The sequence below is a fragment of the Candidatus Laterigemmans baculatus genome, from assembly GCF_010367455.1.
GTDB lineage: Bacteria > Planctomycetota > Planctomycetia > Pirellulales > Pirellulaceae > Laterigemmans > Laterigemmans baculatus.
In genome coordinates this window covers 1-14,969 of record NZ_WRPR01000064.1, presented here as the reverse complement: position 1 = coordinate 14,969, position 14,969 = coordinate 1, and the positions used below count along the sequence as shown (strand labels likewise).

The 14,969-nt window shown below is 65.0% G+C and carries 13 protein-coding genes; 5 read left to right on the top strand and 8 right to left on the bottom strand.

The features are described from left to right. Window positions 1-48: 48 nt before the first annotated feature. Both GNK13_RS13320 and GNK13_RS13315 read left to right on the top strand, forming a co-directional pair. Window positions 49-1,785, top strand: coding sequence for a serine/threonine-protein kinase (locus GNK13_RS13320; RefSeq protein ID WP_164103027.1), 1,737 nt, complete (start codon window positions 49-51; stop codon window positions 1,783-1,785). 169 nt (window positions 1,786-1,954) lie between these two features. Beyond that, on the top strand, window positions 1,955-2,308 hold the full coding sequence (locus GNK13_RS13315; RefSeq protein WP_164103026.1) for a hypothetical protein: 354 nt from the start codon (window positions 1,955-1,957) through the stop codon (window positions 2,306-2,308). 220 nt (window positions 2,309-2,528) lie between these two features. Here the strand turns inward: GNK13_RS13315 and GNK13_RS13310 are convergent, their stop codons facing one another. Further along, a complete protein-coding gene (locus GNK13_RS13310; protein WP_164103025.1) occupies window positions 2,529-3,122 on the bottom strand; it encodes a sigma-70 family RNA polymerase sigma factor in 594 nt (197 codons plus the stop codon). 12 nt (window positions 3,123-3,134) lie between these two features. Then, entirely contained in the window at window positions 3,135-4,499 is a 1,365-nt protein-coding gene (gene bioA / locus GNK13_RS13305) for an adenosylmethionine--8-amino-7-oxononanoate transaminase (RefSeq protein WP_164103024.1), read from the bottom strand. Between the two features lie 177 nt (window positions 4,500-4,676). Here bioA and ruvB point away from each other — a divergent pair, with 177 nt between their 5' ends. Continuing rightward, window positions 4,677-5,705: a Holliday junction branch migration DNA helicase RuvB gene (ruvB, locus tag GNK13_RS13300; protein ID WP_164103023.1), complete on the top strand. Its 1,029-nt coding sequence runs from the start codon at window positions 4,677-4,679 to the stop codon at window positions 5,703-5,705. 23 nt (window positions 5,706-5,728) lie between these two features. On the opposite strand, the gene GNK13_RS13295 is transcribed toward ruvB, so the two are convergent. Then, window positions 5,729-7,033 carry a dihydroorotase gene (locus tag GNK13_RS13295; RefSeq protein ID WP_164103022.1) on the bottom strand — a complete coding sequence of 435 codons (1,305 nt, stop codon included), beginning with the start codon at window positions 7,031-7,033 and terminating at the stop codon, window positions 5,729-5,731. Beyond that, a complete protein-coding gene (locus tag GNK13_RS13290) occupies window positions 7,033-7,980 on the bottom strand; it encodes an aspartate carbamoyltransferase catalytic subunit (RefSeq protein ID WP_164103067.1) in 948 nt (315 codons plus the stop codon). The genes GNK13_RS13295 and GNK13_RS13290 overlap by 1 nt, the downstream gene beginning before the upstream one ends. A gap of 546 nt (window positions 7,981-8,526) precedes the next feature. Between GNK13_RS13290 and GNK13_RS13285 the strand changes: the two genes are divergently transcribed. Further along, on the top strand, window positions 8,527-9,048 hold the full coding sequence (locus GNK13_RS13285) for a hypothetical protein (RefSeq protein WP_164103021.1): 522 nt from the start codon (window positions 8,527-8,529) through the stop codon (window positions 9,046-9,048). On the opposite strand, the gene GNK13_RS13280 is transcribed toward GNK13_RS13285, so the two are convergent. The 4 genes from GNK13_RS13280 to GNK13_RS13265 all read right to left on the bottom strand — a co-directional run bounded on the left by GNK13_RS13280 (window position 9,049) and on the right by GNK13_RS13265 (window position 13,695). After that, complete coding sequence (locus tag GNK13_RS13280) at window positions 9,049-9,720, bottom strand: 3-keto-disaccharide hydrolase (protein WP_164103020.1); 672 nt, start codon at window positions 9,718-9,720, stop codon at window positions 9,049-9,051. Between the two features lie 128 nt (window positions 9,721-9,848). Then, on the bottom strand, window positions 9,849-10,262 hold the full coding sequence (locus GNK13_RS13275) for a hypothetical protein (protein ID WP_164103019.1): 414 nt from the start codon (window positions 10,260-10,262) through the stop codon (window positions 9,849-9,851). 74 nt (window positions 10,263-10,336) lie between these two features. Continuing rightward, entirely contained in the window at window positions 10,337-13,246 is a 2,910-nt protein-coding gene (locus GNK13_RS13270; RefSeq protein WP_164103018.1) for a serine/threonine-protein kinase, read from the bottom strand. Window positions 13,247-13,503: 257 nt separating this feature from the next. Then, window positions 13,504-13,695, bottom strand: a complete 192-nt coding sequence (locus GNK13_RS13265) for a YqaE/Pmp3 family membrane protein (RefSeq protein ID WP_164103017.1) — start codon at window positions 13,693-13,695, stop codon at window positions 13,504-13,506. A 183-nt stretch (window positions 13,696-13,878) separates the two neighbouring features. On the opposite strand from GNK13_RS13265, the gene GNK13_RS13260 reads away from it, so the two are divergent. Continuing rightward, entirely contained in the window at window positions 13,879-14,817 is a 939-nt protein-coding gene (locus tag GNK13_RS13260) for an AMP-binding protein (protein ID WP_203329054.1), read from the top strand. Window positions 14,818-14,969: the final 152 nt, after the last annotated feature.

Below are 14,969 nucleotides of genomic sequence, written 5' to 3'. Positions count from 1 at the left end.
TTTAACGTCCTCTTAAACTGGCGCTCCCCCTTCGACTGCCGCCCTGCGATGGACGAACCGCCCACGAAGAAGCCCGGCAGCGTCGATCCGACGCTGCAGCTCACCGCTGGAAGTGAACGGGCCCGCGAGGCTCGCACAGACGCTCCTGGGAGTGGCGCTCCTGGGAGTGGCGCTCCTGGGAGTGGCACGCCTGGGAGTGGCACGCCTGGGAGTGATTCTCAGCTCGAAGCGGTGATGGCCGAGTACCTCGAGCGGCTCGAGAGCGGTTCCCTCCCCTGCCCCGACGAGTATTTGTCGCGGTATCCGCATTTGGCCGAGGAGCTGCGAGTCTTCTTTCACAATCACCGCTGGCTGCAGGGGGCGGAGTGCGAGGAAGGCTCGTTGGTCGGCCAGCAGGTGGGGGCGTATCGCTTGGAGGCGGAGATTGCTCGCGGCGGGATGGGAGTGGTTTACCGGGCTCGCCAAGCAGGGCTCGAGCGGGCGGTTGCGGTGAAACTGATCGGCAGCGGAGTGCTGGCCAGCCATGAGCAGCGGCGGCGATTTCGGATCGAAGCCGAAGCGGCTTCGCGGCTGCAGCATCCGAACATCGTGCCGATCTATGAAATTGGATCGTGGGAGGGGCAAGACTACTATTCGATGGCGCTCATCGAGGGGCCTTCGCTGGAAGTCTGGGTGCGGGAGCGAAGCTGCCGGCCGGCGGAAGCGGCGGCGACGATGGCGACGATCGCGCGGGCGGTGGCCTACGCCCATCGAGCGGGAATCGTGCACCGCGATCTCAAGCCGGCGAACATTCTGATCGACGACCAGGGGCGGCCTCAGCTGACCGACTTTGGGTTAGCCAAAGCGCCGCACGACGGCAGTCTGTTGACGCAGACCGGACAGGTGTTGGGGACGCCGCACTACATGAGCCCCGAGCAGGCGGCGGGAAAACACGACGTGGGACCGGCCACCGACATCTACGCGCTCGGAGCCATTCTGTACTCGCTGCTGACCGGTCGCCCGCCATACGCCGACGCCGCCGCAGCGGTCTACTCACCCGCCGAGATCCTCCGCCGCGTGCTGCAAGACGACCCGATCCCGCCCCGTGAGCTTTGCCGGGAGGTCCCGGCGGATCTCCAACGGGTGTGCCTCAAGTGCTTGCACCGCGACCCGGCCGATCGCTACCGGACAGCTGAAGAGTTAGCCGAAGATCTCGACCGGTTTGCCAGTGGCGAAACGGTGGCGGCGGCTGGATCGGGAGTGCTCAGCGCGGTCGTCCGCTCGCTCCGCCGCGACCAGCACCAGCAGTACTTCGCCCACTGGGGCCGGGCTTTGCTGCTGATGGGAGTGATCATTTTTGCCGCCCACGTGGCGATCTTCGCGTTCAGCTTCCTGCCCTGGTCTCCCTGGTTCAGCCGCCGGTTGCCGCGCGCGGTGATGTTCGCTGGATTGGCCGCCAGCTTCTATTACTACCGCGGCGGTGCGGTGTTGCCGCGGTCGGCCGCCGAACGGCCGGTGTGGTCGATCTGGGGCGGTTACCTCGCCTCGCTGACGATGATCCATCTGCTGATTCACTGGATGGACGTCGAGCATGCGATCCTGCTGCCGATCACCGCCGCGCTCGGCGGTTTTGGGTTCATCGCCATGGGAGGACACATCTGGGGCGGGTGCCAAGTGCTCGGCGGATTGTTCCTCGCCGCGGCGATTCCGGCCGCTCTCTTGCCCGTGACCGCACCGCTGTGGATCGGAGCCGCGTGGCTGGTAAGCCTCGCCACCCTGGCCTACCGCTACAGCGGGCAGAAGTGACTGAGTACTGAGTACTGAGTCGGTGCGGCCGGTGTGATCGCTACAATTGTTACCGCACGTTCACAGACGACGAACGGCCGAATCGATTGCCGCACAGCTCTCTCGAGCTAAAGTCGATAGACCCACAAACGCACTCGCGACGACCGACATCGGAACTGGAACCGAGACTATGCGAAGCCTTGCTGCTGCTCTGTTGCTGTTGACGCTCGGGACTCCCGCCCTAGCTCACGAGCCGCTCGTCAAACCGCCTCCGGTCGGCTACCGGTTCGAGCCGATCCCGCCGCTCGGCAACAATCTGCCGTGGTCCTACCGGGCTCGCTACAACCGGCCGACCTACATCGGTGGCAAGATCGCTTACTACATCGCTCCGAGCAGCCAGGAAGCGATGAGCTGGCACGAGAACGTGCACCGCGGGGCCTATGCCAACCATGCGGGGCGGATCGAGCCGCTGTACCTCTACCCCAAACCGTGGGAAGCCCTGCCGGTCGGCCCCCGCACCCCCGTCACACCGGAAGTAGAGTGAGCCTCGCTTTGGGCCATCCCATCAGCCGCAGCACGCTAACTCGTCACTATTACCCTCCCCCCGGGAGGGTCGGGCTCTTAGGCCCGGGGAGGGCCAGCTGAGTCCACCCCCGCTCATCGCTCGACGTCGCGGAGCGCCCTCCCCGCTCGTTCCTCGCGACCCTCCCGGGGGGAGGGTGTCGGCGCTACTTTCGCGGAGCGAAAGGCGACTATGAAGGCGATCACTCTCCCAACTGGTTGCGGAGGGTTTTGATCGCTCGGTGCAGCAGGCCGGCCAGGGCTCCGGTCGTCTTGTTCATCCGTCCGGCGCATTCGGAGAGCTTGAGCCCTTCGAGGTAGTGCAGTCGCACCGCGTCGCGCTGGGCCTCGGGGAGCGACTCGATGGCGGTGCTGAGCCGCACGATCCGCTCGCCGACCGCCACGTTCTGACTCGGCGAAGGGCCTCCGGCGGCCAGCCAGCCCTCGAGCCGAAGCGAGGACTGGGCGAGCCGGTCCTCGATCGACCGCTCGCGGCGGATGTCTCGCTTCTCGCGATGCAGGTCGCGGTCGAGGTGCACGATGTTCCGGGCCAGGATTTGTCGCAGCCAAGCTCGCAGTTCGGCGTCGGTCTCGCCACGGAACCGGTCGAGCCCCTGGACCGCCTGCATCAGCGATTGCTGGACGATGTCCGAGGCATCGATCTTGGCTTGATACGCCCGCCGCATGTGGACTCGCGCCAGCATCCGCAGGTACGGCTCGTACCGCCACAGATTCTCGACGTTCTGCAGCGACCCCGGACTGGATGGCGATTCTGGATTGGGTGGCGACTCGCTCATGCCAGCTCCGCTTCACATTCCCGCGAACTCATCGGCGATCGCCTCGCGGACCGTCCGTCCGAGCAGCTCGATCTCCGACTCGAGGATACTCAGCGGCGGCATCAACACGATGACGTCGCCGAGCGGACGAATCCAGACGCCCTCGTCGGTCGCGCGCTGGCAGACCTTCCGCCCCCGCATCTCGGCTCGCTCGAACCGCTGCCGGGTCGCCCGGTCCTGGACCAGCTCGATGGCGATCATCAGGCCGCGCTGGCGAACGTCGCCGACGTGCGGGTGTTCGGCCAGCGGAGCCAGCTCTGCGGCCAATTGCTCGATCTTCGCTGGGAGACGCTCGAGTGTCCGCTCCGATTCGAACAGGTCGAGCGAAGCGAGTGCGGCGGCGGCGGCGAGCGGATTGCCGCCAAAGGTGTGCCCGTGGAAGAACTGGCGGTTCTCCGACGGTTCGCCGAGGAATGCTTGCCAGATCTGATCCGAAGCCAGCGTGGCCGCCATCGGCAGGTAACCGCCGGTGAGCCCTTTGCCAAGGCACAGGATGTCGGGCGCCACGTCTTCGTTCTCGCAGGCGAACATCCGCCCGGTGCGACCGAACCCGGTGGCCACTTCGTCGCAAATCAGCAGCACGTCGTGCTCGCGAGTCAGCCGCCGGACGCCCGCGAGAAAGCCGGGGGGATGCATGATCAGCCCCGCGGCCCCTTGGACCAGCGGCTCCATTACGACCGCCACGATTTCGCCCGGATGCTGCTCGAGCAGCCGCTGCATTTGATCCAAGTAAAACTGGCAGGCTTGGTCGACGTCCATCCCTTCGGGGCGGCGGTAGGCGTCGGGACAGGGGCCGCGGAGCGGATCGAACAGGATCGGGGCGAACAGCCGATGGAAATGTTCGACGCCTCCCAGGCTGACCCCGCCCGTGGTGTCGCCGTGGTAGGCCGAGCCGAGAGCCAAAAACCGCGACCGCTGCGGTTCCGGATTGGCGATCTGCCGCCAATACTGGAAGGCCATCTTGAGGGCCGCTTCGACCGCCGAGGAACCATCGCTGCTGAAGAAGACGTGTTCGAGTCCCGGGGGGGCGATCTCCACGAGCCGGCCGGCCAATTCTGCCGCCGTGGCGCTCCCCATGCCGAGGGAAGTGACGTGGGCGACGCGGTCGAGTTGCTCGCGGATCGCGGCGTTGATCCGCTCGTGAGCGTGCCCGTGAACGTTGCACCACAGACTGCTGATTGCGTCCAGATACCGCCGGCCGTGGCAGTCGACGAGCCAGTTCCCCTCGCCCCGCTCGATGACCATCGGGTTGTAGTGGGCCATTTGGGTAAAGCCGTGCCAGACCGCGGTTCGATCCAGACGCTCGAGATCCGTTTCCAGTCGTTCTTCCTGCAGCATGAAGCTTCTTTCTCTTTCTCCGTCGGGGAACGATTCAGCACGCCAGGGACGGGGCGGAGGAATTGGCAAACGCTGCAAAATGCGGGCAGCCCTCGCCCCTCGCCGTCACCCCCGATAAGCTGAACACGTCAATCCAGTTTGTACTTTTGTCCATCTTCACCATTTGCGCTGTGGGCAATGGCACGCGAAGCAATCTACCAGCAATCGGGCGACGATGACGACCACCGGGACGATCCCGGTGCGCCGCAGACGATCCAGGACACGCGGCTCCGCCCTTCGCAGATGCAGGAGATGGTCGGCCAGGGCGACGTCATCGAACGGCTGCGGATCGCGATCGACGCTGCGCGGTCGCGAAGTGAACCGCTCGGCCACATCCTCTTCGACGGCCCGCCGGGGCTCGGCAAAACGACGTTCGCAACGGTCATTCCGCACGAGATGGGAACCTCGGTGCAGCTGGCCAGCGGCGCAGGGCTGAAGGCTCCGAAGGATCTGATCCCGTACCTGACGAACGTCGAAGCCGGCTCGGTGCTGTTCATCGACGAGATCCATCGGCTGCCGCGGACCGTCGAAGAATACCTCTACACGGCGATGGAGGATTACCGGATCGACATCGTGCTCGGCGAAGGAGTCAACGCCCGGACGCTGAACCTCGAGCTCAAACCGTTCACGTTGATCGGCGCCACAACCCGCGCCGGAATGCTCAGCGCTCCGCTCCGCGACCGCTTTCAGATCCGCGAGCATCTGAGCTATTACCCGATCGACGACCTTCGCGAGATCATCCTGCGGAACGCGGCGAAGCTGAAGGTGAAAGTCGACGAAGCGGCGACCCACGAGATCGCCTTCCGCAGCCGTGGCACGCCGCGAATCGCCAACAACCGACTGCTCTGGGTCCGCGACTTTGCCCAGAGCCGCGCCGGGGGCAAAGTTACGGCCCGCGTGGCGGTGGAAGCGATGGAGATGACCGGCATCGACTCGCTCGGACTCGACAAGCAGGACCGTAGCTACCTCGACACGCTGATCCGGATTTTCGACGGCGGACCAGCCGGGCTCGAGGCGATCGCCCACACGTTGAACATCAGCAGCGATACGCTCGAAGACGAAGTCGAACCGTTTCTGCTCCGCAGCGAATTGATCGTCCGCACCCGCCGCGGCCGGATGGCCACGAGCAAAGGGTTTGAGCACCTCGGCCGAGCCAACCCACGATAGCCGGACGCAGGAGCACTCAGCACTCAGCACTCAGCACTCAGTACTCCGCTTTCGTACCTGACTCGTCCTCCGACGATCGCGTGCGTGACGCGGCCGTGCAGGGTGTGGCCGACGAGCGGTGAGCTGCGGCAGTGCGAATGGAAGCTCGCCTCGTCGACGGTCCACTCCGCTTCGGGATCGATCACGATCAGGTCGGCCGGAGCTCCGATGCGAAGCGTGCCGGCGTCGATCCCCGCGATCTCAGCGGGCGTGGTCGACATCCGGCGGATCAACGTTGGCCAATCGATGATCCCGGGGCGGAGCATTTCGGTGATGACTACCGCTAGCGACGTTTCCAGCGACGATTGGCCGAACGGGGAAAGGTCCAGATCGTTCATCTTCTTTTCGTCCGCTCGCGGCATGTGGCCGCTCTGGACCGCATCGATCGTGCCGTCGGCGATCGCTTCGCGCAGGGTCTCGATGTGCCGTTCGCTTCGCAGCGGCGGGTGGACTTTGAAGCGGGCATCGAACGACCGCAAGGCCTGGTCGCTGAGGGTGAGGTTGTGCGGACAGGCCGAAGCGGTGACCCGCACGCCGCGCGATTTGACGCGCCGCAGCATGTCGATCGCTCCCATCGTGCTGACCGGACCGACGTGCAGCCGTCCCCCGGTCGCTTCGGCCAACCGCACGTCGCGAGCGACTGCCAAATCCTCCGCCTCGGTCGGCAGACCGCTGAGCCCGAGCACCAGCGAGACCTGCCCTTCGTGCATCACTCCGCCGATCGACAACTCGGGAACGCCCGGGCGATCGAGGATCGGCCGATCGAACATCCGGCAGTACTCCAGCGCTCGCCGCAGCAGCGCATTGTTCGGCAGCGGCCGTGGCGAATCGCTGAACGCCACCGCTCCGGCTTCGCTCAACAAGCCAAGCTCCGCCATCACTTCGCCTTGGCGTCCCTTGCTGACGCAGGCGATGACGTGGACGCGAGCTAGATCGGCGACCGCTGCTTTCTGCCGAACGAGTTCCACGGTGCCCGGAGAATCGATCGGCGGATCGGTGTTCGAAGCACACAGGATCGAGGTGTACCCGCCGGCGACCGCAGCGGCCACTCCGCTGGCGATCTGCTCGTCTTCCTCTCGTCCCGGTTCGCGGAGTTCGGTTGCTAGATCGACCAAGCCGGGGGCGACGATGCAGCCGCTGGCGTCGATCCGTCGGCACTCCGGGGGAATCGCGCCGTCGCTCGGGTCGAGCGCTCGCACCACGCCCGCTTCGAGCAAGATCCGGCCGCTGCGGTCGACTCCCGAAGCGGGATCGACGATCCGCCCTCCTTCAATCAATACCGCTTCCATCAAGTCTCTTCTCCGGTGCCTTGTGCCAACAGCCACAACGCCGCCATCCGCACCGCGATCCCATTGGTGACTTGGTCCAGGATCACGCTCTGCGGACCGTCGGCGACCTCGGGGGTGATCTCCACGCCGCGGTTGATCGGCCCCGGCGCCATGATCAGGATGTCGGGCTTCGAGCGTCGCATCCGCCGGCCGTTCATCGCGTAGCGGAGCGCGTACTCGTGAATGCTCGGGAACGAAGGAGTCGACTGCCGCTCGAACTGGATGCGGAGCAGATTCAGCACGTCGCAGCGATCGAGGATCGCGTCGAGATCGTGGGCGACTTCGATCCCCAACTCCTCCCAGCGTGGGCTGACGAGCGTCGCCGGTCCGCACACGATCACGTGTGCTCCGAGCTTCCGCAGCCCCCACAGGTTGCTCCGCGCGGTGCGGCTGTGAGCGATGTCGCCGACCAGAGCCACCGTCAGCCCCTCGATCCGTCCTCGGTGCTGGCGAATCGTCAGCATGTCGAGCAAGCCCTGCGTCGGGTGCTCGTGAGCCCCGTCGCCAGCGTTGAGCACCCGGCAGCGCAGCTCGCGGGCCAGCAGGTGCGGCGTGCCCGGCGTGCTGTGCCGCGTCACCACCCAGTCGACTCCCATCGCCTCGATCGTCTTGGCCGTGTCGACGAACGTTTCTCCCTTCGCCACGCTGCTCCCGCCGCTGCTGAACTCGACCGTGTCGGCTCCGAGCCGGCGGGCGGCCAGCGAAAAACTGTTGCGCGTTCGAGTGCTGTTTTCGAAAAACAGGTTCGCGCACGTCATCCCGCTGAGCAAGGAGAGCTTGTTGCGGCAGCCTCCGGTGGCGTCCTTCATCCACTGAGCCGTGTCGAGCAGCGCCGTGATCTCGGCAGCCGAGAGCCGCTCCAGATCGAGCAGATGGCGGCGGTTCCAATCGACCGGCGGAGGCGTCACGGCTCCCCCGCGAGCCGCCGGCGAGGCGGCGGCCGTGGACGCGTCGGGGGCGGGTTGAGCAGGCTGATTCACGGTGCGTGCAACAGGGCTCTGGGGGGCGGCGGGCAAAAACTCGCGACAGCTTAACACGCGAGCGGCAAGAGGCGAGAGGCTTCTCCTTCGTACTCGTACTCCTATTCGTACTCGTACTCCTATTCGTACTCGTACTCGTACTCAGCGAAGCGGTACTCGTACTCGTACTCGAATCGAGCGCATCGAGGTGCGGCTACTCTGCGCAGCGGGCTCGACGGCAGGCTCTGGGCCGGGTTGCGAGTACGAGTACGAGTACGAGTACGAGCGCGAGCGCGAGCGCGAGTACGAGCGCGAGCACCGCTTCGCTGAGCAGGAATCAGCAGCCGCTCGCTTTTCCTTTTCGGCTCAAGTTCTCTGGGGGCGGCGGTCGATACCCCGCAGTATCCGCGGAATCGGCAAAGTCGACCGGGGGGGGCGAGGGTCGCTCGGGGGGGCGCGCGTTTTCACCCATCACGCACAAGGCGTTTCGCCGCTATGAAGAAGTTGCGATCCCTGTTGCTCGTCGCCACGCTCGCTGCCGCGAGCGGCGGTTGCACGATGTTCAGCCCCGCTGGATTCGGAAGCAACGACGAGTCAGCCGAGCCCCTGCAGCTCCAGGCTTCCCAAGCGACCCGCGAATTTAGCGCGATCGCCGAAGCTCAACAGAAGAACTCGATCGTGCTTCAAGTCCGAGGCGCCGAGCCGCCGACGCGGATTCTGCCGCTGCCGGCGGACGGCAAACCGGTGTACGTCAGTGATCTTTTGCGGCAGAGTGGCCTGAGCAAACAGTTCTCGCAGATGCAGGCCGTGCTCTACCGCAATTCGCCCGATGCGATCGGGGGCGTGCGGATGGGCATCCGCTTCCGCCCGGGCACCAACGTGCTGTTGCCCGAGCATGACTACTGCCTGCGGCCGGGCGACCGGCTGCAGGTTGCCGAAGTCGAGTCGAGCATGTTCGGAGGCATCTTCGACGACATCATTCCGGCCAATGGTCGCCGCGCCGCGATGGGCTTCTAGCTACAGCGGTTTGACGCGGAGGTTACGGAAGTACACCTTGCTGTCCGGGTCGTGCGCCTGAAGGGCGAACGTGCCTTTGCCGATCCGTCGCTCGAACCGTTCGTCAAACGCGGGCTGGTTTTCCGGCTCGGTGTAGTCGACCAGCGTCTCGCCATTGAGCTTCAGGACGATGTTGCGGCCGCGGACGATGATCTCCTGGGTGTACCACTCGTTGTCCTTGGCCGGGGGATTGGCGACGTCGCGGATGCCATACAGCCCCCCCGATTTCTTCCCGTCGCGGCCGCTGATGTTCACTTGGCACTCGAAGCCGAACTTCGGCCAGCCCTGCTCTTGATACTTGGTGTGGAAGTAGATTCCCGCGTTGCTGCCGGGGGTCGTTTTGACTTCCGCGATGAAGTGAAAATCTTTGAAGGGCGCTTCGGGGCCGGTGTAAAAGAGGTGGCTGCGGGGGCCTTCGCAGACGATCGCTCCCTCTTCGACCGACCAGCTGGAGGAGTTTTCGTTGGCTTTCCAGCCTTCGAGATTCTCGCCGTTGAACAGCTGGATGAAGCCCTCTTCAGCGGCCTGTGGTTTCGCCTCCGGCTCGGCGGCCTGGGCGGGGAGTGCGGCGGAGAGGGCGACGGTGGTGGCAACCGCCAAGCGAGCCAGGGTGAATCGCATCAAGTTCGGCATGATAGGAAGTTTGGGAGGGGGCTGGGGGGTCAAGAAAAAACGCCAGACGAGCGGTGCCGCCTGGCGTTTGGAGTCGCAAAAAGATTGTGTCGCAGGGACCGCGAGCGTCCGCGGACGCTCGGTGCGGCTTACAGCCCGGCGTCGGTCGCGGGCAGTTCGCCAGCTTGCAGCTTTTCACCAAAGGTCTTGCCGTCTTTCGACTTCATTTTGGCGACCTTCTCGAAAGCCTCGATGATTTCCTTCTGAACCTTTTCCGGCTCCGCCTTGATGCGGTCGCGATCGTAGTTCTCGGCGTCGAGCAAGTCGTGCATCGCGTTGCCGTACTCGTTCCGCACCTCTTTCTTGTCCTCACCCTTCACGTGACAGATGAAGCAGCCCGCTTTGCGAGTCGCGGAGCGGAACTCGGGATCGACTTTATCGGCCCCCGGGTCGTCACCGCTGGGCGTATAGTGCTCCCCCCAGACTTTCTTGAAATGGCTGATCGCCATCGCCGGGGAAGTCAGGAAGGCGGCCACCAAAGCGAACATCAAAACACGTTTCATCCACAAATCTCCGATAGATTAAAGGGCAGGCTCGGATCGCTGTCACTTGATTAAACGTGGTGATCCCTGGAATGTCAAATTCCACTTGACCCATTCGACGGGCTCGGCAGTGGCAATTCCGGCAATCGCTCGAGCTGGAAACCGGGGCGGACGACCCCCTGCTGCAGATAATCGTAAGGGGTATGCAGGTGGGTGGGGATCTCGACCGGCATCGGTCCGTCCCACAGCACGATCCCCTGCGGTGACTCTTCCTGCGTCCAGTAAGGCTTGTCGGCCGCCAGCAAATCCGAGACGCCGTAGACCAACCGTCCGGAGTCGAGCGAGGTGGCCAGGACGATCACGTTGGTCCGTCCATCGGCGCTGTCGTAGTGATTATCCTTGCCCCGCAGGATCACCCGGCGGTCGATCGCCGTGACGTCGCTCAGCCCGTTCATTTCAACCAGTGGAGCGTCGCTGCTGAGCGTAAACACGCAGCTCTGGGCGAGCCGATCGACGACGACCGGCTCGGGCAACTCCGGGCTCAAGCGAACCGCCACGAGCCCCTCCGAGGGGGACGCCGTGACGTTGCTCATCCGCAGCGTCATGCGGACCGCGGCCCCGGCTGGCGCATGGGTGAGCGCTCCGGCCGACTCGATCATCCGCTGCGAGACCGCCAGCAGCCCGTTGTCCCAGACGAGTTGGACCAGCGCGGCGGCATCGAGCGACAGCATCGACATCTGCCCTCGCACGATCACATCGCTCAATTGGATCGCGACCAGCGGCGGCGAAGAGCTGGCGGCGGTTCCTCCCTCCTTGGCGTCGGATGCGTCGGCGTCGGCTTCCGCGGCGTCCTCGCTCGGCTCCGAGGGAAGCAGCCGAGTCTCGAAGGCGTAGACCGCGTCCCGCTGCATCGGGTTCTCGACCGTGATCGAACAGCGGCTGAAGCGGACCGTGTTGTCACCGGCCAACGTGAACATCGCTCCCCCATCGACCGCCGACTCCGGGAGGCGGTAGACCAGGTGCAGGTCCTCAAAATCAACGCTGTGCGGACCGAGGTCGAACATCGCCGTCCGCTGTTCAACCTGCGGCGTGTGCGAGACGAAACTCAGCACGTTCGACTCGCCGGTGCCACGGATCGTCAGCCCGCGGCGAGGCAGCGTCACCGGTCCACTGCGAATAATTGGAGCGGCTAGCTCGATCAGCTTGATGTCCGGGGCGTTGCGAGCCGCCTCGATCGCCTCCTCGAACGAGGTGACCAGCAAGCGGTTGTTGCTGTCGATCGTGCTGGCTCCCTCCTCTCCGGGACCGATCACGCGGATCGTCGTTAGCGCCGGGGCCGGAGCGGTCGAGCTGGGCATCGGCGGGCTGTTGCTGCTGCTGCCGCTGTCGCTGCTGCGGGATTCACGGTTGAGGCCGACGACCGCCGCGGGGATGCCTTCAAAGCGAGGCGGTTCGGCCGCCTCGTCGGGCGACTGGAGATTGGCATTACCAGCCGACTCCGCCTCCGCGTCGGTCTCGGCGATCACCGGATCGGGCTCCGGCCCCGCGGGCTCGGCAACCGCGCGGTCGGCCGTCCGGACGAGTGCCGGAGGAGCCGGCCCCGGCTCGGTGATCGGCAGGTCGCTGCCGGCCAGGGAGAGCAGCTGCAGCCATGCGGTCACGGCGATCAGCAGCGTGACCGCCGCAATCCAGGGAAGGTGCCGCTCGACCAGCTGCGAAAAACGATGGTCCGGGGCGATCGCGATCGAGCCGGCCGAAAGCGACCGAGGTAGATTCTCACGCTGAGCCAGCGCGTACAGATCCGAGATCAGGTCGAGCGGTTTGCGATAGCGGTCGTTGGGCTGCTTCGCCAACATCTTGTGCAGGACCGCGACCAGGTTGTCGCTCAAATCGCTGCGGATCAGCCGCGGATCGGGAGGCGGAGACGATCCATGGCTGAGCAGCTTCTGGAGCACCGTGCCGCTCGGATAGGGCGGCCGGCCAGTGAGCACAAAGTACAACGTGCAGCCGAGCGAATAGATGTCGCTGCGGACGTCCACGTTGCGAGGATCGCGGGCCTGCTCCGGCGAGATATAGTCAAACGTGCCGAGCGTCACGCCGCTGGCTGTCATGTCCTCGGACATCTCCAACTGCTGAGCCCGAGCCAATCCCATGTCGACCAGCTTCACCAGCCCGTCGGGAGTCACCAGCACGTTGGAGGGCTTGATGTCGCGGTGCGTCACGCCGCGCCGATGGGCGTGATCGAGCGCTTCGGCCACCTGCCGCGTGTAGTAAATCGCGTCGTCCACATCGAGCAGCCCCTCGCGAGCGACGAGATCCCGCAGGTTCGTCCCCTCGATGTACTCGAAAACGATGTAGTGCCACTCCTGGTGGCGGCCGACGTCGTAAACACGCGCGATGCAGGGGTGGTCCAGCCGCGCCGCACTTTGAGCTTCGTTGCGAAACCGGCGGAGCAGTTCTGGATCGTCCCCGACCCGCGGAATCACTTTGAGAGCCACGGTTCGGTCGAGCCGCGTATCGCGGGCCCGAAAGACCGCTCCCATCCCGCCACTGCCAATCAGACTCTCCAGCTCAAAGTGGTCGAGCTGGTGCCCGAGCAGCACCTTGGCCACCTCGGCTGGAGTTCCCGCACCGCTCGCCTGCAGCGGCAATTCGGGACGGTTCGCATCGGTGATGACCGTTTGGGCTTCCTCGAGCCCCGATTTGGAGCCCGGGTCCAACTGCGAACCCGATCCTTCCTGCAAACTGCCACCTACCGGCAAAGTGGGGCCCACGCTCGAGCCGGCGGCCGGTCGTTCCGCATCGTTCAGAGGGGGGCCGCTGGGCGGGATCGGCGTGGAGCCCGACTCGCGGCGGACCGTGGCGTCGTCGGGACCGACTTCCGGCAAACCCGCTTCTTCAGGCGGCTCGAGCCCCTCGGGCGGATTCGTCCCGGCGGACAACTGGGGCTTGGCACGCCCCACCTCGTCGCCCGAGGAAACCGCATGAGGAAAACGAGAATCCATCAGGGTGGGCGCAGGAGTAAGGGTCGCGGGCGGATCGGGACGCGGGTCGGACGAGCGTGTGTGGCGTGAACCGGGCGAAAGACAAGAACGGTCGGGCTCCTCGACATGCGTCCGAAGAGCCCGAGCAGTATCAATTCAACCTAGTTATCAAGCCGGGGCCGGTCAACTTGCGCTGGCTCTGGCCGGTCCGCTTGCGCTGGCTCTAGCCCGTCAGCTTGCGCTGGCACTGGTCAACGTGCGTCCAGGCGGCACCCGGCTCAGCGAGTCGCGATGATCCAGACCGCGTGGATGATGCCCGGGATGTAGCCGAGGATCGTCAGCACGATGTTGAGCCAAAAGTGCAGCCCGAGGCCGACTTCGAGAAACACGCCGACAGGCGGCAGCAGGATCGCGAACAGCAGCTTGAAAAAGTCGCTTCCGGTGACGGTATTCGTTCTAGCGGTGGACATCAGTGGTCTGCCCTACAAGCGGAAGTGGTGGGTCAACTCTGCCTGTTCAGAATGCAACCACTGTGCCGCGGCACGCCGACGCTGCGGCAAAGCTGTCGGCAGGCGAGCCGTTGACAGCCCCGGATGCTTGTCAGGAGCCGTGGGCGAGCGTCCGGCGGCGAATCCAGGAAATCTGGGGGCGTAGTGGCCGAGCGGATTACTGGTTTGGCTGGCGTCCCCTCGCTGTGGGCCTTGCTGGTGCACTCCTACGCCGCGCTCGAAAAGCAGAACTTGCGGCTTCGCTACATCACCAACACGGGCGGCGCGTTGCCGTTACCCGTGCTGGAGAAACTCCGCGCGGCGCTGCCCGAGACCGAGGTCATCCTGATGTACGGGCTGACCGAAGCGTTTCGCTCGACCTATCTGCCGGCCGCCGAACTCGACCGTCGCCCGGGATCGATGGGGCGGGCAATTCCGAACACCGAGTTGCTGGTGGTCGACGAGGCGGGGCGGCGGTGCGAGCCCGGCCAGGTCGGCGAACTGGTCCACCACGGCCCGACCGTTTCGCTCGGCTACTGGGGACAGCCGGAATTGACCGATCGCGTGATCCGTCCGCATCCCTTTCCGCGGGACGGGGGAGGTGTCCCGGATCGCGTCTGTTATTCCGGGGACCTCGTGCGGCAGGATGCGGAAGGTTACTTCTACTTCATCGGGCGCCGCGACAATCTGATCAAAAGTTCGGGTTTTCGGATCAGCCCCACCGAGGTCGAGGAGGGGCTGATGGCCAGCGGACCCCTGCAGGCCGCTGCGGTGATCGGGCTGCCGTTCTGTCACGTTTTGTACTTGAGTAACGTGAGAGTTTTTGCTCACTCGCATCGCATCGTCCGCTCGGAAATGCTGCGGCGAACGTCGACGCGATTCGCCGCCATCGCTCGGAGGCTTCTCCAAGGCATTCGCATTCCTCAAAGCTTCCCGCTCCCGGTCCAGGCGAGGCGGCTAATACGCAGCCAGCGACTGGAAGCCCACTCCCTCGATTTCCTGTATTCGGAGGTCAGCTACTTAAACCTCTGCCCCTTCCCAAATCTCCGTGACCAAGCCAAGCGGCTCCTGCAGCCTTCCAATCTTTTGAGCCGTAGGCGCTAGCCTCGGGTGAGCTTCCAATCTTTTGAGCCGTAGGCGCTAGCCTCGGGTGAGCCGCGGGGCGCTAGCTGGACAGCGCCACTTTCTTACGCTGAATTGCCATAAAGTCAGCAGTGCCCAGCAGTTGGCTACCAAGTCGTTTAACGGCAAGCCGA

Coding starts and splice junctions, on each gene's coding strand:
- GNK13_RS13315 (WP_164103026.1), top strand. CDS start 1,955: ATGCGAAGCCTTGCTGCTGCTCTGTTGCTGTTGACGCTCGGGACTCCC.
- GNK13_RS13265 (WP_164103017.1), bottom strand. CDS start 13,695: ATGTCCACCGCTAGAACGAATACCGTCACCGGAAGCGACTTTTTCAAG.
- GNK13_RS13285 (WP_164103021.1), top strand. CDS start 8,527: ATGAAGAAGTTGCGATCCCTGTTGCTCGTCGCCACGCTCGCTGCCGCG.
- GNK13_RS13280 (WP_164103020.1), bottom strand. CDS start 9,720: ATGCCGAACTTGATGCGATTCACCCTGGCTCGCTTGGCGGTTGCCACC.
- GNK13_RS13270 (WP_164103018.1), bottom strand. CDS start 13,246: ATGGATTCTCGTTTTCCTCATGCGGTTTCCTCGGGCGACGAGGTGGGG.
- bioA (WP_164103024.1), bottom strand. CDS start 4,499: ATGCTGCAGGAAGAACGACTGGAAACGGATCTCGAGCGTCTGGATCGA.
- GNK13_RS13310 (WP_164103025.1), bottom strand. CDS start 3,122: ATGAGCGAGTCGCCACCCAATCCAGAATCGCCATCCAGTCCGGGGTCG.
- GNK13_RS13275 (WP_164103019.1), bottom strand. CDS start 10,262: ATGAAACGTGTTTTGATGTTCGCTTTGGTGGCCGCCTTCCTGACTTCC.
- GNK13_RS13320 (WP_164103027.1), top strand. CDS start 49: ATGGACGAACCGCCCACGAAGAAGCCCGGCAGCGTCGATCCGACGCTG.
- ruvB (WP_164103023.1), top strand. CDS start 4,677: ATGGCACGCGAAGCAATCTACCAGCAATCGGGCGACGATGACGACCAC.
- GNK13_RS13295 (WP_164103022.1), bottom strand. CDS start 7,033: ATGGAAGCGGTATTGATTGAAGGAGGGCGGATCGTCGATCCCGCTTCG.